Below are 23,869 nucleotides of genomic sequence, written 5' to 3'. Positions count from 1 at the left end.
GTTCTTCGGAAAGGGAATGCGAAATGTATAGTTTCGAGTTTGAGAAGCCATCGACCATTGCGGATGCGGTTGCTGCGCTGGGGGCCGAGGATGCGCAGGCGTTGGGGGGTGGTCAGACGCTGATCCCGACGCTGAAGCAGCGGTTGGCGGCACCGTCGGTGCTGGTCAGTGTGAGTGGGATTGCCGAGATGCAGGGGGTCTGCATCGAGGATGACGGCTCGGTCTCGGTTGGCGGGGCGACGACCCATGCCACGGTGGCGCGCGAGGCGGTGGGGTCGTACCCGGCGCTGGCGGCGTTGGCGGGGCAGATCGGCGATCCGGCGGTGCGTAATCGCGGCACCATTGGCGGGTCAGTGGCCAATAACGATCCGGCGGCCTGTTATCCTGCGGGTGTATTGGGGTCGGGCGCGACCGTTGTGACCAATTTGCGCCGGATCACGGCGGATGACTTTTTTGATGGCATGTTCAGCACGGCATTGGATGAAGGCGAGATCATCACTTCGGTCCGGTTTCCAGTGCCACAGGCCGCAAGTTACCAAAAATTCCTGCAACCTGCGTCGCGTTTTGCGTTGGTCGGTGTTTTTGTGGCGCGCTTCGCGGATAGCGTGCGTGTTGCAGTGACCGGCGCCAGCGAGGATGGCGTTTTCCGCTGGACCGAAGCCGAAGATTCTTTGGTCAAGGAGTTCCGCACCGACGCTCTGACAGGGCTGAGCATCAACCCGACGAACATGATCGGAGATCTGCACGGCAGCAAAGCGTACCGCGCGCATCTGGTCTCGGTCATGACCAAGCGGGCGGTTCAAGCCTGTTCGTGAAACAAAACTGACCTTTAGCCCCGGGCTTTTGTTCGGGGCTTTTCCTAGTCGCGCCTGAGCCTGGGTGGGAGAGAGGCGCGCCAATAGGCTCCTGAGTCTTCGCGCGTTTTCTGATAGCCTTCAACGCGGGAATGCGCCTGTGAACCACCGGCTTGAAACAAATGGGCCAGCAGGCATTCTATCACGGCCATGGCTCCTGTGAAGCTGCTAAGATGGTGATGTGTGCGTGTGCTTATGGTCAGGGTAACATCCGGGTTGAGACCGGGCGCTATGACCTTGCTGTCCGAAAGAAGGATTATGCGCGTTCCGCGGTCGCTGGCATACCGTATGGCCTTGATTGTGTCGGACGAATAGGGATGGACAGTCATTGCAAACAGGCAGTCGTCGGCGTCTGCGTCAAATAGATCGTCTATGGCGGAGCCCATGTGCCTGGGAATCAGCCTGAGGCGGGGATTTGCCATTCGACCGACGTAGTAGAAGTAGTATGCAAGCGCATAGCTTGCACGTGTCGCGTTGACAAAACAGCGCTTTGATGAACCCATCAGTTCGACCGCACGCTTGATGGCCTCGGGCTCTTGAAGTCTGAGCGACCGGGATACGACGTTCATTTCGTTCTGGGCAAACCGTGCATGCGTGGTTCCGAAGGTATCAGCGCCTTGCCCGCCGTTCAGCCAATCCCGATTGAAACGGTCTTCGCCATCCGTCACAAGTGTCTGCCGAAAGGGGTGCCGGAACGCCTCGAACCCATCAAACCCCTGCTGCTGGGCCAGTCGAACCAGAACGTTCGAGCTGACCCCGATTTTGGCCGACGTGACCCGGATCGGATCCAGACCGAAATCGCCAGGGTGATCGATAATGTACTTGGCCGCGGCCTGCATTTGTTTTGGCAGAGATTCAATGTCGCGGCGCAGACGACCTATCAACTGGTTCGGAGATGGTTGCATGGTCGATAAAAAACAAATGTTATGAAAAATGTAAATTGAAAACATAATCGTTTTTCGTACATCAAGCCAGCAAAGTGTCAGTTGCGTGTGCATGAGATGAAGAAACCATATGTACTTGTTGCTCCAAATGGGGCGCGGCGGGGCAAGGGCGATCACCCGCGCCTTCCGGTGGTAACGGATGAGATTGTCCGCTCGGCGCGTGCGTGTTTTGAGGCCGGTGCAATTGGGCTGCACCTGCATGTTCGGGACGGGGACGGCCAGCATACTCTGGACGCTGGACTTTACCTTGAGACATTGCAAGAGTTGCATCGCGCTGTGCCTGACATGGAGATGCAGATAACGACCGAGGCAGCGGGTCGGTTCGACGTCTCGGCTCAATTGTATTGCCTGGCTCAGGTGCGGCCGAAATGGGCCTCGATCTCTGTGCGGGAAATTGCCCGAAACACGAAATTGGCCCCACGCGTCTATGCGCTGTGCGAGGACCAGGGCACCCGGGTTCAGCACATCCTATACGATAAGGACGACGTAAGTTTGTTGGAGCGGTGGCAAGCGGCAGGGATTGTGCGTGGCGAACAGACGGACCGCTTGCTGGTTCTAGGGCGCTATGCTGCATCTCAGGAATCGCATCCCGATGATCTGGATTCATTTCCCGCAAGCGCCTCGGCGTGGATGGCCTGTGCCTTTGGCAAACACGAGCATGATTGCCTGCTAAAAGCGGCGCAGTTGGGCGGCGATGTTCGTGTGGGGTTTGAAAACAGCATGTTCGGACCTGATGGGCTGCCTTGGGCGGACAATGCGGCCTCTGTCTCGTCGTTGGTCAGCCGTTTGGAGGAAACAGTGATATGAGCCATGTTTTTCCACGACACACAAAAATGGACCTTCCCATCGCTGTGGGTGGGGACGGGTGCTATCTGATCGATGCCGCGGGCAAGCGGTATCTGGATTGCGGCGACGCAGCGGTATCGTGTTTGGGCCATTCGAATGAAAAGGTCATCGGTGCGGTACAAGAGCAGGTGGCACAGATCGCGTTTGCCCATTCCGGCTTCATGACTTCGGAACCGGCCGAGGCCTTGGCTGATCTGCTGATCCAACACGCACCCGGAGATCTGGATCGAGTATATTTTGTGTCCGGTGGGTCCGAGGCGACAGAAGCCGCCATCAAACTGGCGCGCCAGTATTTCCTGGAATCCGGGGAGCCGGACAGGCGGCGCGTGATTGCGCGGCGGCAGAGCTATCACGGCAATACTCTGGGCGCGCTTTCAGCGGGTGGAAATGCCTGGCGGCGTGCGCAATTCGCGCCAATGCTGATCGAAATGACTCATATCGCACCGTGCTACGAATACGCTGACAAGCCCGAAGGTGAAAGCAGTTATGACTATGGTCAAAGGGTGGCCAACGAGTTGGAAGCGGAAATTCAGCGCTTGGGCCCAGAAACGGTGATGGCATTTATTGCCGAGCCGGTCGTGGGAGCCACGCTGGGCGCGGTGCCTGCCGTTGAAGGGTATTTCAAACGCATTCGCGAGATTTGCGATGCCTATGGCGTGTTGTTGATCTTGGACGAAGTGATGTGCGGCATGGGGCGCACGGGCCACCTGTTTGCCTGCGATCACGATGGAATTGCGCCCGATATTCTTTGTATTGCCAAAGGCTTGGGGGCCGGTTATCAACCGATAGGCGCGATGCTGTGCTCTGCGAAAATCTACAATACGATCCGTGACGGTTCGGGTTTTTTTCAGCACGGGCACACCTATGTAGGACATCCTGTCGCCACAGCTGCTGCCTTAGCTGTTCTGCGTGAACTGATCGGCAATGAACTTCCGGCGCGGGCCACTGTCATGGGTGATCGGCTTCAGGATTGTCTTGAACAGGCATTCGGCAAACACCCACATATCGGAGATATTCGGGGCAGGGGTCTGTTTTTGGGATTGGAAATTGTCGAAAGCCGCGACGCGAAAACCCCGTTTGATCCCGCACGAGGCGTCGCCGGGCGGATCAAGAAAGCCGCCTTTGAAGAAGGTCTGATTTGTTACCCTATGTCGGGTACCCGTGACGGGCGACTGGGTGACCATGTTCTATTGGCGCCGCCGTTTATCATTGAGGACGAACAAATAGATGAATTGATTGCGAAGTTGTCGAGGACGATAGCCTCAGTTTTTTGACGATTTCGTGATCTGCACCTCGGCTCGTAGTCCGCTAGAACCCGAGCAACCAAATCAGTGGCGGTGGGAAATGCTAAACGACATCTGGAAAAGTTTCATGGACCTGCCTGTGTGGGTCCGCATCTGGGTCGCGGTCTTTCTCATCCCGACCAATTTGGTCCCGCTTGCGTTTATGGACCACCCGCAAGGGGGTGTTATCGCTGTGCTTGCGCTCTTGGGGATGGCGCTGAACTTGCCGATCATGATATTGGAGAGGGGGTTCTCCAAAGCGATGGCGTTGCCGCATCTGCTGTGTTGGGTGCCGATGGTGGCAATCGTGGTAACGGTGTTGGTAAGCCGAGCAGAGCTATCCTCGGAATACGTTCAGGTTCTGATGTTGTTGCTTGTAGTCGATCTGATTTCTCTGGGCTTTGACATCAATGACGCTTTTGTTTGGTTCCGGCACCGTCGCCAATAAAAAAGCCCCCTCGGGTCCGAGGAGGCTGATGAATTCACATTCGTGTCCGTCTACTTTTGCGGAAGAGGGCCGATCATCATGATCATCTGACGGCCTTCCATCTTGGGCATGTTTTCTACCTTGCCCAGTTCCTTTATGTCTTCGGCCACACGCTCCAACAGTTCACGTCCCAGATTTTGGTGTGCCATTTCACGACCGCGGAACCGCAGCGTAACTTTAACCTTGTCGCCCTTTTCCAAAAACTTGAAGACGTTCTTCATCTTGACGTCATAGTCATGAGTGTCGGTATTGGGCCGAAATTTGACCTCTTTCACCTCGATGACTTTTTGTTTCTTGCGGGCTTCGCTTTCACGCTTTTGCTGTTCGTACTTGAACTTGCCAAAATCCATGATCTTGCAGACCGGCGGGTTCGCGTTGGGCGATATCTCGACAAGGTCAAGCCCGGCGTCGGCGGCAAGTTGCATGGCTTTGGCGGGATGAACCACCCCGACATTTTCGCCTTCAGCGCCGATCAGGCGAATTTCGGGGGCACGGATTCTGTCATTGACGCGCGGTCCGGTGTCTCTCTGCGGGGGCGCGTTGTGCGGTCTGCGGGCTATGGGTTCATTCCTTTGATGATTGCAGAATTTCGAGCCCGGAATTTAGACCGGGCTGATCAGTGTTTCAAGCGTCAACCGTTGTGAAACCCACGAAATTCGCAAGTTTCACAGCAGGTTTATACATTGGTTGTGATCCGAAAGGTTCGGTTCAACCTACAAATGCCTTTTCAATCACGAATTCCTTGGGTTCCGAATTCGCCCCTTCGCGCAAGCCGAATTCTTCAAGGATGGCCTTGATGTCATGGTTGAATGCCAGGCTTCCGCAGACCATCGCACGGTCGGTTTCCGGTTTGATACCGCCTTCGATACCCAGATCGGCAAACACCGTACCATCCTGCAGCAGAGTGGTGATGCGCCCCATCTTGGGGCTCTCTTCCCGCGTGGTGGTCGGGTAGTAGCGGATTTTGTCGGCGAAACCCTCACCGATCAGTTCGGCCAGCAATTCATCGTTGCGCACGTTTTCGATCAGTTCACGACCATAGTCCAACTCGGCCAGATCGCGGCAGGTATGGGTGATGATCACTTCATCGTAGTCTTCGTAAGTCTGCGGTTCACGCAGCAGCGAAGCAAAAGGGGCAAAGCCAGTACCAGTGGCAAAGAACCAGATGCGCTTGCCGGGAAGCAGCGCGTCATGGACCAGCGTGCCAACGGGCTTGGGCCGAAGGATGATCTGATCTCCGGGTTGGATGTGCTGCAATTTCGATGTCAGTGGGCCGTCCTGCACTTTGATCGAATAGAACTCCAACTCTTCATCCCACGACGGCGATGCAATCGAATAGGCGCGAAGCAGGGGTTTGCCATTGTCGCCCAATAGGCCGATCATCACGAACTCGCCCGAGCGGAACCGAAGCGACGCGGGGCGCGTCACCTTGAAGGAAAACAGACGGTCCGTCCAATGTTTGACGTCAGTCACAGTTTGGGCGTCGGGCAGCACGGGCGCCTTGACGGCGGTAGCTTCGGTCACGGGTTTCATCTCTGTCATCGTTATCACCGTCGATTGGGTAAACCGACGTCTCCGTTTAATCTTTGATCCACGTCAGGAAAAGGGGCAAATGCCGCAACGTTGGGGCCGCAAGCGGCGTCAGCCACGCAGGCGCGACTGGTAATTGTGCGATTTCCAGTCGGCACGGGCCAGCCATTGATCTTCGGGCTGGCGGTTGGCCAGCGCATGGTCGATCTCAATCTCATCAAAACCGCTGCGGCGGGCCATGGCGTATTGATCGGCCAGAACGTGCCCTTTGGCGCGCAGACGGCCTGTGTAACCCTTCAGGCGGAGTACGCGCGCAATGGTAAACCCGCGTCCATCTGCTGAAGACGGAAAATCCACGCGCACCATTTTGGCACAGCCCAGACGTTCGACCAACTCATCCGGATCGGTGTCCGATGCCACATCCAGCGCGACCACATCATTGGCGGCGTCGTCCAGTGTGACGTAGCCGTCAGTCCAGTCATCGGGGGCAAACCCCTCATCCGTTACGATAACACTCATGCTTTTTCTCCGGCGCGCATCATCTTGCCATCGACAAAATGGATGCCGCATTCTTCTTTGTTCTGATCACGCCAGCGCCCGGCGCGGGGGTCTTCGCCTTCTTTGACCGGCGAGGTGCAGGGCGCACAGCCGATCGAGGGGTAACCTTTGGCCACCAGCGGGTGCCGGGGCAGGTTGTTTTCGTCCATATAGGTGCGCACGTCCTCGGGCGTCCAATGGGCCAATGGGTTGACCTTGATCCGACCCGTACCGTCTTCGACTTCAAAGAAATCGAGTGCGGCGCGTGTGCCAGCCTGAAACCGTTTGCGACCAGTGATCCAGCCGCAGTAGCCCAACAGAGCTTGTTGCAGCGGAAAGGTCTTGCGCAGGTTGCAGCACGCATCCGTATCCCGCAGTCGTAGCGCGCCATAGGGGTCATCGCGCTGTACGTCTTGTTCATCCGCGCGGATGATCTTGACGTTGCGCAGACCCAGTCGGTCGCTGACCTCCTGCTGGTATTCCAGCGTTTCGGTGAACAGCATCTGCGTGTCGATGAACAGCACCGGGGTCATCTTGTCGACCACCGCCGCCATGTGCAGCAACACAACTGATTCCGCACCGAAGCTGGACACCAGGGCAAGATCATCGATCTCGTCAATCGCACCGTGCATAACGTCATGCGCCGAGTGGTGCCGGAACCGGGCATTCAGCGCTTCGACCTTTTCGGTCAGTGCGCCGCGATCTTTGCCAAGTTCCGTCTGGATCAGATCAAGCGGCATTCGCCTGAGCCTCGGGGTACAGAGCCACCTTGAACGGAGCCATGCCGATACGGCGATAGGTCTGCAGGAACTCTTCTTCGGGGCTGTCGCGCTGTTCCAGATAGGTGTTCACGATCCGCTCGACCGCCGGGACGATCTCATCATAGGCAAAGCCCGGACCGGTGCGGTCGCCGATGGCTGCCGTTTCAGTGCCGTCACCGCCCAGAGTGATCTGGTAGTTCTCAACGCCCGCGCGATCCAGGCCCAGAATGCCGATATGGCCAACGTGGTGGTGACCACAAGCGTTGATGCAGCCCGAGATCTTGATCTTCAGGTGACCGATATCATGCTCCAGCTTCAGGTCTTCGAACCGGGTCGCGATTTCCTGTGCAACTGGTATCGAACGGGCTGTAGCCAAAGCGCAGTAATCCATACCGGGGCAGGCGATGATGTCGCTGATCAGGCCGATATTGGCAGTGGCCAGTTCGTATTCCTTTAGCTTGGCGTGGATCGCGGGCAGGTCCGACTTGTGGACATGCGGCAGGATCACGTTCTGCTCGTGGCTGATGCGCAGCTCGTCATAGGCGAACTCTTCGGCCAGATCGGCCATCACGCGCATCTGTTCAGCGGTCGCATCGCCCGGTGTTGCACCGTGCTTCTTGATCGAGATCGTGACAATCGCATGATCCGCGTTCTTGTGCGGCGCGATGTTGGTATCGACCCACGACCGGAAAACCGGATCGTTGGTATAGGCGCTTTCAAACGACGCAACCGAACCCTTGCGGAAATCGGGAGCCGCAAAGTGGGTTTTGATTTCTTCCAACAGGGCCATATCGGCCCCCTTGAACTGCGGGCGAACCTGAAGAAAGCGTTCGTTGACCTTGGCACGGATGGCGTCGATGCCATGCTCGTGCACGGTGATCTTGATGCGCGCTTTGTATTTGTTGTCGCGGCGGCCGATCTGGTTCCAGACCGAGACGGTGGCCTCAAGATACGCCAGGAGGTCGTCAAATGCGACGAAGTCGGACAGTTCCTTGCCGATCATCGGCGTGCGGCCCAGACCGCCGCCCACGATAACGCGGGCACCCAGAACGCCGTTACGTTTAACCAGTTGGAGACCGATATCATGCGCCTTAATCACGGCGCGGTCATTTTCCGAGCCGGTGATGGCGATCTTGAACTTGCGCGGCATGAACTGAAATTCCGGGTGGTCGGTCGACCACTGGCGCAGCAGTTCGGCATAGGGGCGCGGGTCAGCAATCTCATCCGCGGCGGCACCGGCGAAATGGTCCGCTGTAACGTTACGGATCGTGTTGCCCGAGGTCTGGATAGCGTGCATGCCAACCTCGGCCAGCGCGTCCAGCATATCCGGTACGTCGTTCAGCTTTGGCCAGTTGTACTGAATGTTCTGGCGGGTGGTGAAATGGCCATAACCCTTGTCCCACTTTTCAGCCAGCAGAGCCAGTTGACGCATCTGCGCGCTTGAAAGCGTACCATACGGCACGGCGACCCGGAGCATGTATGCGTGCAACTGCAGATACAGGCCATTCATCAGGCGCAGGGGTTTGAATTCGTCTTCAGTCAGCGAGCCGTCAATACGACGCTCAACCTGGGCGCGGAATTGCGCGTTTCGCTCTGCCAAAAATGCAGTGTCGAACTCGGAGTAACGATACATGATTAGCTGTCCTTAGGTGCAGCCCCGGTTGCGGGGCCTAATAGGGGAGACAAGGGCCTGTGCTCAGGTCCGGGGCTGCGGGGGAGTTTCTTGTTTGCCATGGGCATAGTTGGAAGGGCCTGTCCGCCGAAAGTCCTCGCGGAAGTGCGTTGGTTCCGGGCCTTTGTCGCCGACAATTGCATCGGCAAGGTATGCACCGACAATGATGTTGACCTGACGCTCGGCATCCAGCAAACGCACCTGAGCATGGGCCTCATCCGTGATCAGCTCAGCCTCGGCCAATTCGCGAGACCAGCGGTCATCTTCGGTCTGATAGATGACGTCGCCTTCCAGCAAGTCGTTTGCCGTAACAACTTTGGGTGTAAATGCGCGGGCCATGCTTTAGGGTCCTTTTGAACTCGATTGCGATCCGGTCAGAGCCTGTCTGCCGTGCTGTTTGACTTGACCTCCAATATAGGAAATATTCCCATCAAAGCGCCATATGTGGCGACAAATAAGGACAAGTGTTCCAGTTTTGGTAAAACGCGGAACACTGGTTCTGCATTGAGGGAATATTTGGAATGTCGGTGCGAATAGACGACACAGATCGGAAAATTCTGGCTGAACTGCAGCGGGACGCCAGTCAGTCGCTGGACGAAATTGCCGCCCAGGTCGGCAGTTCCAAGACCCCGGTGTGGAATCGAATTCGCAAGCTCCGTGGCGCGGGCGTGATCGGTCAGCAGACCGTGTTGCTTGATGCCGAAGCACTTGGGTTGGAAGCTACGTTTTTTGTGCTTATCCGAACCTCGGAACACGAGGCCGATTGGCAGAGAAAATTCCTCAAGGCGCTGCGCGACAGGCCCGAAGTGCAAGAGGCCCACCGTCTGGCGGGTGACATCGACTATATCCTCAAGGTGCGCGTCAAGAATGCACGCGCCTATGACGCGTTCTATCAATCTCTGATCTCAGAAGTGCGGGTTCACAATGTGACGGCGCTGCTGTCGATGGAAGAAATCAAATCAACCACGATGCTTCCCTTAAGCGCATAGTACCTCTGGATCTTTGAAGTATCATACGCTGACATTCAAAGCGCTCAGGCCATGAAAATGATAAGTGTCCGAGTACGTTGCTGGTTCTGCCATCCGTAGGTTTGGACATCTTTCGAAAAGGATCGGCAATGCGATGCGCATTTCCAGGCGAGCGAGCGGCGCACCGACGCAGAAATGCAAGCCGCCTCCAAAGCTTGTATTCACGGACGCGCCGCGTGTTGGGTCAAAAACGTCAGGGGAGGACCAGAACTCAGGATCGCGGTTGGCTGCGCCCAATAAAAGAGCGACCTGATCTCCGCGCTTAAATCGGGTGCCGAATACCTCAACATCTTCATAGGCATATCGCGTGAACATATGCAGGGGCGGATCGAAACGCAGGATTTCTTCTACCGTGCCATCGATGGTGTCGGGCCCCAATACGTCTGCGACCACGCCAGTGGACAGCAGGGTTCTGACGCCGTTTCCAATGGCGTGAACTGTTGCCTCATGCCCGGCGTTCAGCAACAGAATGCAGGTTGCGATTAGCTCTTCTTTCGAAAGTTTCTCGCCATCCTCCTCAGCAGCAATGAGGCGGGTGATCAAGTCATCCCTTGGATCATCACGACGGGCAGCAATGTAGCTTTCAAGGAATGCGGTGAAATCCTCTGACGCGCGCGCGGCGGCGTGTTCGGTCTCTTCGGTGCGGCTTGCCTGATACATCGCGACCATGTCATGCGACCAGCGCAGTAAATCTGGTGCCATGTTTTCCGGAACGCCCAGCAATCGACAGATTGTAATGACCGGTACCTGAGTACAATAGGCGTCCAGCAGGTCAAACGAGCCCTGCGGGAAGCGATCAATCAGGTCATGGCACAATTGTTCGATCGATGGCGCGAGCGCCGAAATTGCCCGAGAGGTGAACGCCCGCAGCACCAAGGACCGCAGTCTTGTGTGGTGTGGTGGTTCAAGTTCCAGCATCGAATGCGCCTCGACCGCCAACCATGGTGCCAGATGGGTCGGGCCGGGTTGCGCAAGTTCGGGCGGGACCTCACGCCCAAAACGCTTGTCGCGCAGCAAGGCGCTGACGGCGCGATGGGACACTGCCGCAGCCATTTTGTATTCCGTCCAATAGAACAAATCTCCCTGCGTCCGAGCTGCGTCGTAAAACGTATACGGGTTTTGAACAAATTGCGGATCGGTCGGGGATTGGGTCAGTGTCTTCATGCGCTGCACACTTGCCATGGCGCGTGTTGAATGCAAGACCCTACGAGATGCAAAGAGTTTGGATCATCTTGGGGTTCCTGTTTGCCGTCGGATTATTGTCCGCCGGTGTCTGGACTTACGGATATCGTCAGGCCTTGTCTCAACTGAGTGAAAAGGCCGAAGCGGACCTTGAATTGGCCGCTGACAGGCTCAGCACACAGATGCAGGTCTATCAAGAGCTGGCGGTGTTGATGGCGGGCCACCCGGCTCTGCGAGAAATTGAAAGCCCAGAGCAAGGGCGTGAGGCGCAAGCAATGCTGCTGGACGTCGCCGACAAAACCGCAGCCGTCAACATGATTTACTTGGATCGGACCGGTCGTGTTTTGGCAGCGGCGCAACCGGTTGCGCATAACACAATGGCCGGACATCCCGCGTTCGAGCGCGCCCTGCAAGGTGCGTTGGGTAATTCGCACGAGGTTCAGCCGGACAGTGGAGATCGAATTTATACTTATGCAGCCCCGGCTTTTGGTTCGCTCGGTCAGGTCGTGGGCGCGTTGGTCGTGACGGCGGACGTGCAAGATGTCGAGCAAACTTGGCGCGGCAGTACCGAGGCAGTGTTCTTTGTCGATGCGGAAGGGATCGTTTTTATCTCTAACCGTTCGGATTTGCTGTTCTGGCACCGCTCGGAAGGACAGCAGGGGCTGAGCCCTCCATCTGGTGACGCGGTCGCTTTTGCCTCAGCCCTGGTAGACGGGCACGAGGTCTGGACACTGAACTGGGGCAGGTATCTGCCGCGGCGCGCGCTACATCTGACACTCGATCTGCCGGTCATTGATATGACGGCTGAGGTTTTGGTCGACGTCGCCCCGGCGCGACGTCTGGCAGGGTTGCAAGCCGCAGCGGTGGCCGCGATTTGCTTTGCCTTTGGAGCACTGTTGTTTCTTGCGACCGAAAGACGACGCGCGCTGGCTCAGGCCAATGCGGTTCTGGAAACACGGGTCGAAAAGCGCACCCGCGCGCTGACCGCCGCAAACACGGCCCTGCGCCGGGAAGTAGCAGAGCGGGAAGAGGCCGAGGCGGCGCTCAAGAAAGCGCAGGGTGATCTGGTTCAAGCCGGAAAGCTAAGCGCGCTGGGGCAAATGTCTGCTGGAATCAGCCACGAATTAAATCAGCCTTTGATGGCAATCCAGCAATTCGCCGACAATGGCTCGGCATTCATGGAGCGCGGAAAGACTGATAAGGCCAGCGACAATCTAAATCGTATCTCAAGAATGGCCGCGCGCATGGCTCGGATTATCAAGAACCTGCGGGCTTTTGCGCGAAACGAAAGCGAGCCGATGGGAAAGGTGGATCTGGTTCAGGTGCTCAACACCGCCGTCGAACTGACCGAAGCGCGGCTGAAAGCAGAAGAGGTCGCGTTGAACTGGCAGCCTCCGCCGGACCCCGTCTTTGCATGGGGCGGAGAGGTGCGGTTGGTGCAGGTGTTTGTGAATCTGATCAACAACGCTGCGGACGCAATGGCCGAGCAAGACAATCGCCGCGTCACGATATTGCTGAACACAGGCGCGCGCTTGTCTGTTGAAGTGCGCGATGTCGGACCGGGTATCGCTGATCCCGATCGCCTTTTTGAGCCGTTCTACACGACCAAAGCCGTGGGGTCGTCAGAAGGGATGGGGCTGGGTCTGTCAATCTCATACGGTCTGGTTCAGAGTTTTGGTGGCAACATAAAAGGGTCAAACGGAAAAGAGGGCGCGGTGTTTACGGTTGTGCTGGACTATTTCAAGGAAGAAGAGGCGGCATGATCCGCACCGTGCTCTTGGTAGATGACGATGCCGCGGTGCGTGAGGCGCTGGCGCAAACGTTGGAACTGGCGGATTATGAGCCGATTGTTGCGGGCTCGTTCGTTGCCGCCAAGGATCATATTCACAAGGACTTTGCCGGCGTGATCTTGTCGGACATTCGGATGCCCGGACGGGATGGCTTTCACCTTCTTGCCTATGCGCGGGATACAGACCCAGACTTGCCGGTCATCTTGCTAACAGGCGAAGGCGATATCCCGATGGCCGTCCAGGCGATGGGTCAGGGAGCCTTTGATTTTTTGGAGAAGCCCTGTGCCTCGGCCGATCTTGTGTCCGTCCTGACCCGTGCTTGCACCCATCGCGACGACATTCTGGCGCAACGCGCGCAAAAGCAGGAACTGGAGAGAGGCGATCCAGCAGCGCGGATGCTGTTTGGCCTGTCACAACAGGCCGAGGCCCTGCGGGCTCGTGTCCGCACCGTGTCGGGGACCCGGGCCGAAGTTCTGGTCACCGGACCAGTCGGCAGCGGCATTTCCAAGGTTGCCGAAGTTGTGCACTTGATTTCACCCGTGGGGCAGGGACCGTTCATCAAGCGCCCAGCGTCGGGTCTTTCGTCAGCAGATTTCGCTCGCGCCTGTGAAGATGCCAGTGGTGGGTCTTTGTTTCTGGACGAGGTTTCGGTGATGCCGGATGCCACCCAGTATGCGGCATTGGAAATGATCGAGAAAGACCCCGGAGCGCGCATCATCGCGGGAACGACTGCGGACCTGTCAGAGCTATCTGCGCAAGGGAAGTTCAACGCCGATCTGTTTTTCCGCTTGGATGTTATGCGCGTCAGAATCCCTGCTTTATCCGAGAGGCCCGAGGATATTCCGGTGATTTTTCGACATTACGTGGCTCAGGCAGCGGAACAGGCCGGTATCGCGCCGCCGGAGGTGACGCCAGAACATCTGGCAGCGCTGATGGCACAAAACTGGCCCGGAAATGCGCGATCATTGATGTCCGCTGCGATGCGGTTTGTGTTGGGTATGCCGGAAGAGGCCGCAGAAGTCGCCGAACTGGGGCTTGTCGAGCAAATGGCGCGGGTTGAACGTTCGTTGCTCATTGCGGCTTTAGGCCGACACAACGGCAAGGCGTCCGATGCAGCCAAAGCGCTGAAGCTGCCGCGAAAGACCTTCTATGACAAGTTGGCCCGCTACAACATTCGTCCGGAAGATTATCGGCGGTAAGGAGGGCTCCCGCCAGATTTGCCTGCATTTTCATGCAGACAAATCTGTTGGGCCGGGCAGCCCGCCAAGGCGGGCTGTGGTCGTTTTTCTGGAAGTCGTTGTGATTCGAGTTGGGTTGATTCAAAAGAGTGCGGGATTCCGCACAACCAGAGGATTGGATGTGCGGATTTCCGCACAGGGTGGTTCGATGAGGCGGGGGGTGTGGGGGCTAAATCCGAATAAACATCGGAAAAGACAAGCATTTTACCCATACATGACGCAGTAAAACAAATGGTTGAGAAGCGATTCCCGATTCGCTTCACTGCGCCTCGTAGGACGCGACCTGCGCGTCGATTTCGAAGTCTGGGAGGAAAAGACAGATGAAATTCCTTACAACAGCCGCAACGGCAGTTGCACTGACCGTCACCGCAACCGCAGGCATGGCCGCTTGCGACGATGGCGAGATCGTCGTCAAGTTTGCGCATGTGACGAACACGGACAAACACCCCAAGGGTATCGCTGCATCGCTGCTGGAACAGCGCGTGAATGATGAAATGAACGGCGTCATGTGTGTCGAGGTTTTCCCGAACTCGACACTGTATAATGACGACAAAGTTCTTGAGGCGATGCTGCAGGGCGACGTGCAACTGGCCGCGCCTTCGCTGTCGAAGTTCGAGAAGTTCACCAAGCAGTTCCGTCTGTTTGACCTGCCGTTCATGTTCAAGAACATCGACGCTGTGGACGCCTTCCAGGCCTCGGCAGAAGGTCAGGCGATGAAGGACAGCATGCAGCGCCGCGGCCTGCAGGGCCTCGAATTCTGGCACAACGGCATGAAGCAGATGTCGGCGAACCAGCCTCTGGTCGATCCGTCAGATGCGGATGGCTTGAAATTCCGCGTGCAGTCCTCGGACGTTCTGGTCGCTCAGATGGAAGCGATCGGTGGCAGCCCGCAGAAGATGGCATTCTCGGAAGTGTACGGCGCGCTGCAGCAAGGCGTTGTGGACGGCCAGGAAAACACCTGGTCGAACATCTACGGCAAGAAGTTCTTTGAGGTGCAGGACGGCATCACCGAGACCAATCACGGCATCATCGACTATCTGGTCGTGACATCGGTGGACTGGCTGGACAGCCTTGATCCCGCCGTACGTGATCAGTTCCTGACCATTCTGTCTGAGGTGACTGAAACACGGAACAAGGAAGCCTTCGCAGTGAATGAAGCGGCCAAAGCCTCGATCACCGATGCGGGCGGGATTATCCGTGACCTGAACCCTGAACAGCGTCAGGCTTGGGTTGATGCGATGAAGCCTGTCTGGGACCAGTTCGCTGACGACGTAGGTCAGGACAAGATCGACGCTGCACAGGCGATTAACGCCGGGTTCTGATCGCGGTCAGGCCGCGCGTCGGGGGACTGGGGAGTTACCGGCGTGGAGGCCGGGCGGGCCGAGATGGGCCCGCCCCAATCATTCTCATCACAAAAAATGTGGGGACAGAAAGATGTCTGGTGCGAAACCCGGCCAACACGGGCTGGTCGACCATATCGAAGAGACAATGATCGCGCTTTTGTTGGGGGTGATGACCGTCGTTACCTTCGCCAACGTGATCGCCCGGTTTGTTTTCAATTCCAACATCCTGTGGGCGCTTGAACTGACGGTTTTCACCTTCGGCTGGCTGGTCCTGCTGGGAGCGTCTTATGCGGTCAAGAAGCACGCACATCTGGGCGTCGACGCAATCCTGAATATGCTCGCCCCTGCGCCACGTCGAATTCTGGCGTTGATTGCGGTGGCGTGTTGTCTGGTGTTTTCGCTGCTGCTGCTCAAAGGGTCCTATGACTATTGGGCCGTTTTTGCTGACTTGCCGCCGACCTCGGGCCGTTGGTTCCCAACTGGGTTTGACGCTGGTGCGCGCAGCCAGAGTTTCTATGAGGTGGATGACATACCAATGGTCGCCCCGCTGCGGTTTCTGGAAGACCTGATCAACTATGGCGAGGGGTATGAAAAGTTGCCCAAGGTCGTGCCCTATCTGGTGCTGCCTCTGTCGATGCTGCTGCTGGTCATCCGGTTTTCGCAGGCAGCAATTCAAATCTGGCGTGGTGAGACCGACCGTCTTGTCGCCAGCCACGAAGTCGAGGACGAGATCGAAGAGGTCCGTGCCCTGCAAGGAGAGCATGACTGATGGACGTCGTACTTCTTTTCTCGATGGTGATCGGCCTACTGCTGATCGGTGTTCCGATTGCGGTGGCGTTGGGCCTCAGTTCAACCCTGTTCCTGCTGATCTATTCCGACAGTTCGCTGGCCTCGGTTGCAGGCACGCTGTTTGAGGCGTTTGAGGGTCACTTTACCCTGCTAGCGATCCCGTTCTTCATCCTCGCGTCGTCCTTCATGACGACCGGAGGCGTGGCGCGTCGGATCATCCGCTTCTCGATCGCTTGTGTAGGGCATTTGCCCGGGGGGCTGGCAATTGCGGGCGTGTTTGCCTGTATGCTGTTCGCCGCGCTCTCTGGCTCGTCTCCGGCGACAGTTGTGGCCATCGGTTCGATTGTCATCGCCGGGATGCGTCAGGTCGGCTACTCGAAAGAGTTCGCGGCTGGCGTCATCTGTAACGCTGGTACACTGGGTATCCTGATCCCGCCCTCCATCGTGATGGTCGTCTACGCCGCCGCTGTTGAGGTGTCGGTCGGACGCATGTTCCTGGCGGGGGTTATCCCGGGTCTGATGGCCGGACTGATGCTAATGGTGACGATCTATGTGATCGCCAAGGTTAAGAACCTGCCTAAAGGCGACTGGAAAGGCTGGGGCGAAATCTTCACATCCGCGCGCGAAGCCGGTTGGGGCTTGTTCCTGATCGTGATCATCCTTGGTGGGATTTACGGCGGCATTTTCACCCCAACCGAGGCCGCTGCGGTTGCCGCCGTCTACGCATTCTTCATTGCCAGCTTTGTCTACAAGGACATGGGACCGCTCAGCACGGAAGAAGGCTCGGCAAACCTGCCGCTTCTGAAAAAGCCTTATGCTCTGGTTACAGCGTTCTTCCACCCCGATACAAAGCACACGCTGTTTGAGGCGGGAAAACTGACCGTCACGCTGCTGTTCGTGATCGCCAACGCGTTGATCCTGAAACACGTTCTGACGGATGAGCAGGTGCCGCAGCATATCGCCAGCGCCATGCTGTCGGCGGGTCTGGGTCCGGTGACCTTCCTGATCGTGGTCAACGTGATCTTGCTGATCGGTGGTCAGTTCATGGAGCCCTCGGGGCTACTGGTGATCGTCGCACCGCTGGTGTTCCCGATTGCCATCGAACTGGGCATCGACCCGATCCATTTGGGCATCATCATGGTGGTGAACATGGAAATCGGGATGATCACGCCTCCGGTCGGTCTGAACTTGTTCGTGACGTCGGGTGTGGCCGGGATGCCGATGATGAGTGTCGTTCGGGCGGCGCTGCCGTTCCTGGCGGTACTGTTCGTCTTCCTGATCATGGTGACGTACATACCGTGGATCTCGACCTTCCTGCCCAACACCTTCATGGGACCAGAGATCATAACAAACTAGGCCCAAGCCTATCGAGCAACACAACCGGGCGGTTTGACTGCCCGGTTTTTTCTTTCTCAGATGTTGAACGGCTTGCCAGAATTCTTACTTTGGGACTGAGGACGACCTCCCCATCAAGGGTGATCATTCGGGACGACCCGAAGGAACATGAGGTCTCTCAATGGCATGGATTTATCTTCTATTCGCTGGTCTTCTGGAAATCGTTTGGGCCGTTGCCATGAAGCAATCGGCCGGTTTCACGCGTCTGTGGCCCACAGCGGTCATGGGTGTTTCGATGGTTGGGTCGTTTGGCTTGTTAGCCCTGGCTATGCGGACTTTACCCCTGGGCACGGCTTACGTCATCTGGACCGGTATCGGTGCCGTTGGCGCGTTTTTGGTCGGTATCATGTTTCTCGGTGAGATGGTTACGACAGCGCGCGTCTTTGCTGCGGTGCTGATCGTGGCCGGGCTGGTCACGATGAAACTGGCCTGAGCAAACGCTCAGGCCCGCTGAAGCGCGTTGATGATGCCCGAGAAATCCTCGGCCTTCAAACTTGCACCACCGACCAAAGCGCCGTCGACATTGGATACTGCAAAAATGTCGGCGGCATTGCCCGGTTTGACCGAGCCGCCATAGAGCAAACGGACCGAGCGGCCGACCCCTTCACCAAACCGGCGTTCCAGCCGTGCGCGGATAAAGTCGTGAACCTCTCCGATCTCGTCGAGCGTCGGAACCTTGCCGGTTCCAATTGCCCAGATTGGTTCATAGGCAACAACCAGGTTCTCTCCTGTGGCCTGATCCGGAATTGAGCCAGACATTTGGCCGCCAATTATGTCCAAGGTATTCGCGGCCTCGCGCTGCTCCAGGCTTTCCCCGACGCAGATAATCGCTGTTAGGCCAGCATCCATCGCGGTCCTCGCCTTTGCGCGTACATCGTCATTTCGCTCGCCGTGGTCTTCGCGGCGCTCCGAATGCCCAAGGATGACTGCGCTTGCGCCTGCGTCCAGCAACATCTCGGCGCTCAGATCTCCGGTATGTGCGCCATTTTGCGCCGCGTGGCAGTCCTGACCGCCAACGGCCACAGACGTACCCGAGACAGCTTCGGCGGCCCTATTCAGCAGCGTTGCGGGTGGGCAGATCAGGATATCGACAGTCGAGGAAGAATAGGAACCTGCAAGAGTTTGAAGCTCGTTAAGCGATGCGCTGGTTCCATTCATCTTCCAATTTCCGGCCGCGATTTTGCGCCTCATGTCTTGTCCTCCACGCATGCTTGTTCAACCCCGGATAACACTGACGGAACGTCGTGACAATTCGGGTTGCGGTCTGCGCATTCCGACGACAGATTGCACGACAAAATCAGAGGGCACCATGATCGAGAACCTAGACCTGAGCAGACTGGATCAACGCGATCCGATAGAGCTTGAGAAGCTGCGTTCAGCTGTTGGGCGCGTTGGATTTCTTACTGTGTCCGACACCGGATTGGGCCCGGATCGGGTTGAGGACGTCCTTAATGCCTATAGGCGGTTCTTCGGGCTACCCGACGGTTTGAAAAGAACCGTAGATATGGCTGCTACGGGCGCTAATCGAGGGTGGGGCGCATCCCAATCTGAACAGGTCGACCCAACAGCAAACCCTGACTACAAGGAAGTTTTCGACTGCGGGTATGAACTACCGGCTGGGCACAGGTATGCGGACAAAAACCTGTCGGTGTACGCGCCCAATCTGTGGCCCATTGGACAGGAGGCGTTTCGCCAGACGGTTCAGAATTACTATTCCGACGCGTGCGCCGTAGCGATGCGCATTCTGCGTGCTATAGCGGTGGCTCTGGGACGGGATGCAGATAGCTTTGATGGGGCTTTTGAAGCACCCATGGCTCTGCTGCGCGGAAACTACTATCCTGAACGTCCTGATTGGGCGGGCAATAAGGATTTCGGAATTGCGCCGCACACCGATTACGGGTGCCTGACATTGCTGGCAACTGACGGGCAGCCGGGGTTAGAGGTGCAGATGCCAGACGGGGCATGGCAGAAAGTTCAGGCACTGCCAGGCCATTTCATCATCAATTTTGGTGAGATGCTAGAGTTTTGGACTGCAGGGCAGGTTCGCGCCACGCTGCACCGCGTCAAAGGCGGAGCGCATGAAAGGCTTTCGGTTCCGTTGTTTTTCAATCCGTCTTACGACACCAATGTCGCTCCGCCGGGATCAGATCAGGTGATCAGAGCGGGTGAACATCTTACACGCCGGTTCAATGAAACCTACGTCCATTTGAAATCCGCGAGTTAACGCTGTTCAGCAAGGCTTTCGTCAAACTTGATCGATTCACCGCAACCACAGGCGTCTACAACGTTTGGGTTGCGGAACTTGAAGCCTGATTCAAGCAAAGACACCTCATAGTCAATCTCGGTCCCAAACAAGAACATTTGGGCCATCGGAGCGATCATGACACGGGCGCCGTCTTGTTCGACCACTTCATCATGTGGATCGGCTTCGTCCACGTAGTCCATTGTGTATTCCATTCCCGCGCAGCCGCCTTTTTTTACGCCAATGCGCAAACCGGCGTGGCCACCTGAATGCATCAGGCGGGTGATCTGCTCTGCAGCTTTGGGCGTCATAGTCACGGCCTGTTTGCCGGGGATGCCAAACATCAATGGTCTCCGTTCTCGCGTCTTGCACCCAATCTAAGCGCGAAGGCCATCGGGCTCAAGGGATTGCAGACGTAATACATTGCGGAATGTTCAATCTGCCACGTCGGGATTCCGGCTTGCTTACTCACGAGCCATGGCATTAGCGTTGGACGAAAGCCAAACCCAAGCCTGAGAGGATACCTATTCATGCGATTGGCCACACGCTCACTGACCCTTGCCGTAATCCTCGCCTCCAGCCCCGTTTTTGCGGCGGACAACGAAAAGCGACATCCGGTCAACTGCGCGACCGCCGAGGGCGATTTACGTGCGATCGCCGCCGAGAAGAAACATGCCGAAGATCAACAGGTGGAGAGTGTCGTCTCTATCTTGCCTGCAGGCGCGTTGCTTGGATTGATCACCGGAACCGAGAACAAAAGACTTGAAATGTTATCAGGAGATTACGTCAAGCAGCTTGACGCTCGCGCTGCTGAAATCAAGTCGACCTGCAATGTGAAGTAAAAAGTGGACCGCTCTCGGGCAAGAGCGGTCCAAATGGGCCCTTCAATGGGGACGGGTATTCTTACAGGCCCATGCAGTTCGCGTAATAGGTCACGGTCGCAGGCCAGTCCGAGAAGACGCCTTCGACACCCACATCCTGCGCAAGCACATGCAGAACCTGGTAATAGACACTGTCGTTGTTGGTAACGTCCGCAATCGACTGGAAATACCAGCCTCCACCGGTCGAAAGTGGGCCGGACCGCTCAAGCGTCCATGTGATGATCTTAAGGCCCGCGTCTTTCGCCTGCTTGGCCCAGATTGACGGCACGATTTGGCCGTTTTCTTCGGTCACCAACATCCACATCGGTGGCGCGATATAATTCACACCTTTGGCATGCAGTTCCTTGAAATCGCGCGGGAAAGTCGATGGGTCGTTGTGGTCGAACCCTTCGACATTATAGGACGCATCCAGGAAAACTGCCTGATTGCCGAATTCCGGTTCGTTTTCAATCCAGTACAGAACGTCGTCAAGGTTGAAGCTCTGCGCCCAGACATCAGACGCCGGGACGCCTGCCGTTTTGTATTCGTCAATCAGCTTTTGTGCATAGTCTTCCTGACTGAAGCCGTTGAACGGCATGTCAACGGAAGGAGATTTCAGCTCGGGCGTGAATTTCGCGCCCAGATCGCGAAACAATGCGATCGATTCCGCGTGCGTCATGGTCTGCGCCGCATCCGAGAATAGAGTGGTGCGATATCCGGCGACACCGCCCTGGTAACCTTCGACGGACGTGGCCGCTTTGTCTGCGCTGTCCATCTTAGGCGTCAGGGTTCGGAACTCGGCCAGCGTCAGCTCCGAGGTGCGGCATTCCGCTTCGGCCGGTGTGTCGCCGTTGGCTGGCGTGAACGGTGTGACGCAGGTGTCTGCAAGATCGCTGGTCAGGATGTTGGTCGTTGTGTGCAGGTCGTTCTGCGCATGGCGGCAGACCAGTTCCAGATCCTTGGTAAAGGTCACATCACATTCCAGAACGCCCGCACCCATCCGGGCTGCAGCGACATTGGATTCCACCGTGTGTTCAGGAAACAGCAGGGGCGCGCCGCGATGGCCAATCGAAAAGGTCGAAGATTTGGGCGTCTGCGCCGAACAAGATTGCAGCTTGGCCTTCAACTCGCCCTCAGGCAGCTTGTCGATCAAGTAGGCAGGTCGGGGGCCGTAGCTGATGTCAGGGGCAATGCCATTGGCCATTGCCAGGGTAGGCAGCAGCAGGAAGCCCGCGCAAACAGAGGAAAAACGCATTGGATATCTCCGGGGTTGTCATACCCACGCGTTCTTGTGCAGCAATGTGACAAGTGGAAAACGGCTGCGTAACAGACAGCACATCGTTTTGTAACAAATAGGTTTTTTCTGTGGATAACTCGGCGCTACATGAATCCCAGCTCAAGCCGGGCTTCGTCTGACATCATTTCCATGCCCCAGGGCGGTTCCCATGTCAGTTCAACATCCACATCCTTGACGCCTGCAACGGGCTCAATTGCCTCGACGATCCAGCCTGGCATTTCGCCTGCCACCGGGCAGCCGGGGGCCGTCAGGGTCATAATGACCTTCACCGAATTTTCGGCGCTGATATCGATCGTGTAGATCAGGCCCAGATCATAGATATTCACTGGGATCTCCGGGTCAAAGACCGTCCGGCAAGCGTCCACGACGGGCTCGTACAGAGGATGCTCGATGGTTGAAGGCGCGATCAGCGGTGAGCCTTCAAACTGTTCACTCGGATGGGTCATTGATGCCTCGGGTCTGTTACCTGAGAGTTTATATAGGGAAAGACCCGGGCACCGTCCAGAGGTGGCGTGGCGCCCGGTTCAGGCGCCACGTTTGATCACTCGTTGATGTCGTGATTAAAGGTTTTCACCTGTCCGTGCGGCAAGGCAAACATCTTGCGCAACACCAGCCACGCGACCAGAGACAGAACTGCAAAGATCAACAGCAGTACGGGTAGAACTGGGGTGACGCCAGGGATCAGCAAAACAAGCCCAGTGATGGCCGCCCCAATGGCGAAGCCGAGGAATATGAAACCGGGCAGCGTAACCTCGGCAATCGCCAGCACCAGAGCCGCCGCCAGCCAAATCCACCAGGTCAGCCAGAACGGATCAGCCATTACTTGTTTCCTTTCAGCATGTTGAACGCATTTCCGAACGCTTCCAGCGCATTTGCGGGCACGACAATTGTCTGCGATCCGGATCCTGAGCCCAGAGTATTCAGAGATTCGACCTGCTTCAAAGCAACTTGATACTGCGCGGCTTCCAAACCGTTGTCCTGAATGGCCTTGGCGACGACTTCGGTCGCATATGCCTCGGCCTCGGCTTGAATGCGGCGGGCTTTCGCGGTTTGTTCGGCGGCATACAATTCCGCATCCGCTTGCAGTTCAACGGCACGCTTTTGGCCTTCGGCTTCGGTAACCTGCGCGCGGCGCGCTCGTTCAGCGTTCAACTGCTGCAGCATTGCGTCACGAGTGGCCTGATCAAGGTTTACATCCAGAATCTCAGCGCGCGTGACCTCAATCCCCCAGTCATCGACAGCGGTTTCGACGCTTTCCTGAATGCGGGTAATTAACTGTGCACGGTTCGACTGCACCTCATCCAAGTCCATTTTACCGATTTCAGCACGGACGATCCCGGCAACCGTTGTGGCAATCGCTCCGTCCACGTCGCGGATGCGATAGACCGTCTTTTCGGGTTCAAGAATCCGGTAGAACACCGAGGTGTCGATTTGCACCAGCACGTTGTCTTTGGTGATGGCGTCTTGTGTGGCATTTGGCAGCTGACGCTCAAGAATGGATATCTTGTGCCGCGCAACATCAAGAAAAGGAACAATAAAGTTGATTCCAGGCCCCAGAACAGAATGCAGCCGACCAAACCGTTCGACCACGTATTTCTCGGATTGTGGCACAATTTTTATGCCTTTGAAGATGACCGCAATAATAAACGCGGCTGCAAGTAGATAAACCAAATTCGATGTCACTAGTCCGATAATTTGTTCTTCTGTCATTTTGCCCTCTTTTATTGTGTACGACAGTATACATTTAGGGATTGAGTCTCCCATTTTCAACTCTGGTATGGATTGAGTTGA

Annotated in this window: 27 protein-coding genes; 13 read left to right on the top strand and 14 right to left on the bottom strand. The window is 56.7% G+C overall.

The features are described from left to right. Positions 1-23 precede the first annotated feature (23 nt). The gene (locus ACR0CR_RS01195) at positions 24-815 is read left to right on the top strand and encodes an FAD binding domain-containing protein (RefSeq protein ID WP_480595978.1); all 792 of its coding nucleotides are present in this window, start codon (positions 24-26) and stop codon (positions 813-815) included. Between the two features lie 44 nt (positions 816-859). On the opposite strand, the gene ACR0CR_RS01190 is transcribed toward ACR0CR_RS01195, so the two are convergent. Beyond that, positions 860-1,759, bottom strand: a complete 900-nt coding sequence (locus ACR0CR_RS01190; RefSeq protein ID WP_480595976.1) for a MurR/RpiR family transcriptional regulator — start codon at positions 1,757-1,759, stop codon at positions 860-862. Positions 1,760-1,855: 96 nt separating this feature from the next. On the opposite strand from ACR0CR_RS01190, the gene ACR0CR_RS01185 reads away from it, so the two are divergent. The 3 genes from ACR0CR_RS01185 to ACR0CR_RS01175 all read left to right on the top strand — a co-directional run bounded on the left by ACR0CR_RS01185 (position 1,856) and on the right by ACR0CR_RS01175 (position 4,375). Continuing rightward, a complete protein-coding gene (locus tag ACR0CR_RS01185; RefSeq protein WP_480595974.1) occupies positions 1,856-2,605 on the top strand; it encodes a beta-keto acid cleavage family enzyme in 750 nt (249 codons plus the stop codon). Continuing rightward, positions 2,602-3,918 (top strand): aspartate aminotransferase family protein, encoded by a 1,317-nt coding sequence (locus tag ACR0CR_RS01180; RefSeq protein WP_480595972.1) that lies wholly within the window; start codon positions 2,602-2,604, stop codon positions 3,916-3,918. Before ACR0CR_RS01185 ends, ACR0CR_RS01180 begins: the two co-directional genes overlap by 4 nt. A gap of 97 nt (positions 3,919-4,015) precedes the next feature. Continuing rightward, positions 4,016-4,375, top strand: a complete 360-nt coding sequence (locus ACR0CR_RS01175; RefSeq protein ID WP_480595970.1) for a hypothetical protein — start codon at positions 4,016-4,018, stop codon at positions 4,373-4,375. A 50-nt stretch (positions 4,376-4,425) separates the two neighbouring features. Here the strand turns inward: ACR0CR_RS01175 and infC are convergent, their stop codons facing one another. The 6 genes from infC to ACR0CR_RS01145 form a co-directional block, all read right to left on the bottom strand. Beyond that, positions 4,426-4,887 (bottom strand): translation initiation factor IF-3, encoded by a 462-nt coding sequence (infC, locus tag ACR0CR_RS01170; RefSeq protein WP_480597495.1) that lies wholly within the window; start codon positions 4,885-4,887, stop codon positions 4,426-4,428. 235 nt (positions 4,888-5,122) lie between these two features. Continuing rightward, positions 5,123-5,956 (bottom strand): ferredoxin--NADP reductase, encoded by an 834-nt coding sequence (locus ACR0CR_RS01165; protein WP_480595968.1) that lies wholly within the window; start codon positions 5,954-5,956, stop codon positions 5,123-5,125. A gap of 99 nt (positions 5,957-6,055) precedes the next feature. Then, a complete protein-coding gene (locus tag ACR0CR_RS01160) occupies positions 6,056-6,463 on the bottom strand; it encodes a DUF934 domain-containing protein (protein WP_480595966.1) in 408 nt (135 codons plus the stop codon). Beyond that, complete coding sequence (locus ACR0CR_RS01155) at positions 6,460-7,221, bottom strand: phosphoadenylyl-sulfate reductase (RefSeq protein WP_480595964.1); 762 nt, start codon at positions 7,219-7,221, stop codon at positions 6,460-6,462. Before ACR0CR_RS01155 ends, ACR0CR_RS01160 begins: the two co-directional genes overlap by 4 nt. Continuing rightward, positions 7,211-8,875: a nitrite/sulfite reductase gene (locus ACR0CR_RS01150; RefSeq protein ID WP_480595962.1), complete on the bottom strand. Its 1,665-nt coding sequence runs from the start codon at positions 8,873-8,875 to the stop codon at positions 7,211-7,213. The genes ACR0CR_RS01155 and ACR0CR_RS01150 overlap by 11 nt, the downstream gene beginning before the upstream one ends. Before the next feature lie 63 nt (positions 8,876-8,938). Then, positions 8,939-9,253 carry a DUF2849 domain-containing protein gene (locus ACR0CR_RS01145; RefSeq protein ID WP_480595960.1) on the bottom strand — a complete coding sequence of 105 codons (315 nt, stop codon included), beginning with the start codon at positions 9,251-9,253 and terminating at the stop codon, positions 8,939-8,941. Positions 9,254-9,435: 182 nt separating this feature from the next. Here ACR0CR_RS01145 and ACR0CR_RS01140 point away from each other — a divergent pair, with 182 nt between their 5' ends. Further along, the gene (locus ACR0CR_RS01140; RefSeq protein ID WP_480595958.1) at positions 9,436-9,903 is read left to right on the top strand and encodes an Lrp/AsnC family transcriptional regulator; all 468 of its coding nucleotides are present in this window, start codon (positions 9,436-9,438) and stop codon (positions 9,901-9,903) included. 21 nt (positions 9,904-9,924) lie between these two features. Here the strand turns inward: ACR0CR_RS01140 and ACR0CR_RS01135 are convergent, their stop codons facing one another. Beyond that, on the bottom strand, positions 9,925-11,106 hold the full coding sequence (locus tag ACR0CR_RS01135) for a cytochrome P450 (RefSeq protein ID WP_480595956.1): 1,182 nt from the start codon (positions 11,104-11,106) through the stop codon (positions 9,925-9,927). Positions 11,107-11,153: 47 nt separating this feature from the next. On the opposite strand from ACR0CR_RS01135, the gene ACR0CR_RS01130 reads away from it, so the two are divergent. From ACR0CR_RS01130 to ACR0CR_RS01105, 6 genes are all read left to right on the top strand, one after another. Next, positions 11,154-12,887, top strand: coding sequence for a sensor histidine kinase (locus tag ACR0CR_RS01130; protein ID WP_480595954.1), 1,734 nt, complete (start codon positions 11,154-11,156; stop codon positions 12,885-12,887). Beyond that, the gene (locus ACR0CR_RS01125) at positions 12,884-14,113 is read left to right on the top strand and encodes a sigma-54-dependent transcriptional regulator (protein ID WP_480595952.1); all 1,230 of its coding nucleotides are present in this window, start codon (positions 12,884-12,886) and stop codon (positions 14,111-14,113) included. Before ACR0CR_RS01130 ends, ACR0CR_RS01125 begins: the two co-directional genes overlap by 4 nt. 359 nt (positions 14,114-14,472) lie before the next feature. Further along, entirely contained in the window at positions 14,473-15,474 is a 1,002-nt protein-coding gene (locus tag ACR0CR_RS01120) for a DctP family TRAP transporter solute-binding subunit (protein ID WP_480595950.1), read from the top strand. Between the two features lie 112 nt (positions 15,475-15,586). Next, positions 15,587-16,264, top strand: a complete 678-nt coding sequence (locus ACR0CR_RS01115) for a TRAP transporter small permease (RefSeq protein ID WP_480595948.1) — start codon at positions 15,587-15,589, stop codon at positions 16,262-16,264. Further along, on the top strand, positions 16,264-17,640 hold the full coding sequence (locus tag ACR0CR_RS01110; RefSeq protein ID WP_480595946.1) for a TRAP transporter large permease: 1,377 nt from the start codon (positions 16,264-16,266) through the stop codon (positions 17,638-17,640). The genes ACR0CR_RS01115 and ACR0CR_RS01110 overlap by 1 nt, the downstream gene beginning before the upstream one ends. Positions 17,641-17,800: 160 nt before the next feature. Then, the gene (locus ACR0CR_RS01105; RefSeq protein ID WP_480595944.1) at positions 17,801-18,112 is read left to right on the top strand and encodes a DMT family transporter; all 312 of its coding nucleotides are present in this window, start codon (positions 17,801-17,803) and stop codon (positions 18,110-18,112) included. Between the two features lie 8 nt (positions 18,113-18,120). Here the strand turns inward: ACR0CR_RS01105 and tpiA are convergent, their stop codons facing one another. After that, positions 18,121-18,870 (bottom strand): triose-phosphate isomerase, encoded by a 750-nt coding sequence (tpiA, locus tag ACR0CR_RS01100; protein ID WP_480595942.1) that lies wholly within the window; start codon positions 18,868-18,870, stop codon positions 18,121-18,123. A 118-nt stretch (positions 18,871-18,988) separates the two neighbouring features. Here tpiA and ACR0CR_RS01095 point away from each other — a divergent pair, with 118 nt between their 5' ends. Further along, positions 18,989-19,903, top strand: coding sequence for an isopenicillin N synthase family dioxygenase (locus ACR0CR_RS01095; RefSeq protein WP_480595940.1), 915 nt, complete (start codon positions 18,989-18,991; stop codon positions 19,901-19,903). Here ACR0CR_RS01095 and ACR0CR_RS01090 read toward each other — a convergent pair. Next, complete coding sequence (locus ACR0CR_RS01090) at positions 19,900-20,265, bottom strand: HesB/IscA family protein (RefSeq protein ID WP_480595938.1); 366 nt, start codon at positions 20,263-20,265, stop codon at positions 19,900-19,902. The two genes, ACR0CR_RS01095 and ACR0CR_RS01090, sit on opposite strands and share 4 nt — an antisense overlap. Positions 20,266-20,451: 186 nt before the next feature. Here ACR0CR_RS01090 and ACR0CR_RS01085 point away from each other — a divergent pair, with 186 nt between their 5' ends. Further along, positions 20,452-20,763 carry a hypothetical protein gene (locus ACR0CR_RS01085; protein WP_480595936.1) on the top strand — a complete coding sequence of 104 codons (312 nt, stop codon included), beginning with the start codon at positions 20,452-20,454 and terminating at the stop codon, positions 20,761-20,763. Positions 20,764-20,824: 61 nt separating this feature from the next. On the opposite strand, the gene ACR0CR_RS01080 is transcribed toward ACR0CR_RS01085, so the two are convergent. The 4 genes from ACR0CR_RS01080 to ACR0CR_RS01065 form a co-directional block, all read right to left on the bottom strand. Next, positions 20,825-22,036 carry a glycerophosphodiester phosphodiesterase family protein gene (locus ACR0CR_RS01080; protein WP_480595934.1) on the bottom strand — a complete coding sequence of 404 codons (1,212 nt, stop codon included), beginning with the start codon at positions 22,034-22,036 and terminating at the stop codon, positions 20,825-20,827. 125 nt (positions 22,037-22,161) lie between these two features. Beyond that, entirely contained in the window at positions 22,162-22,524 is a 363-nt protein-coding gene (locus ACR0CR_RS01075) for an SUF system Fe-S cluster assembly protein (protein WP_480595932.1), read from the bottom strand. Between the two features lie 95 nt (positions 22,525-22,619). Continuing rightward, on the bottom strand, positions 22,620-22,898 hold the full coding sequence (locus ACR0CR_RS01070; RefSeq protein WP_480595930.1) for an NfeD family protein: 279 nt from the start codon (positions 22,896-22,898) through the stop codon (positions 22,620-22,622). Beyond that, on the bottom strand, positions 22,898-23,788 hold the full coding sequence (locus tag ACR0CR_RS01065) for an SPFH domain-containing protein (RefSeq protein WP_480595928.1): 891 nt from the start codon (positions 23,786-23,788) through the stop codon (positions 22,898-22,900). Before ACR0CR_RS01065 ends, ACR0CR_RS01070 begins: the two co-directional genes overlap by 1 nt. Between the last annotated feature and the right edge of the window lie 81 nt (positions 23,789-23,869).

Source organism: Ruegeria sp. AM2, from assembly GCF_056540685.1.
The sequence above is the reverse complement of the archived record's forward strand: the minus strand, read 5'-3'. Positions and strand labels throughout refer to the sequence as shown.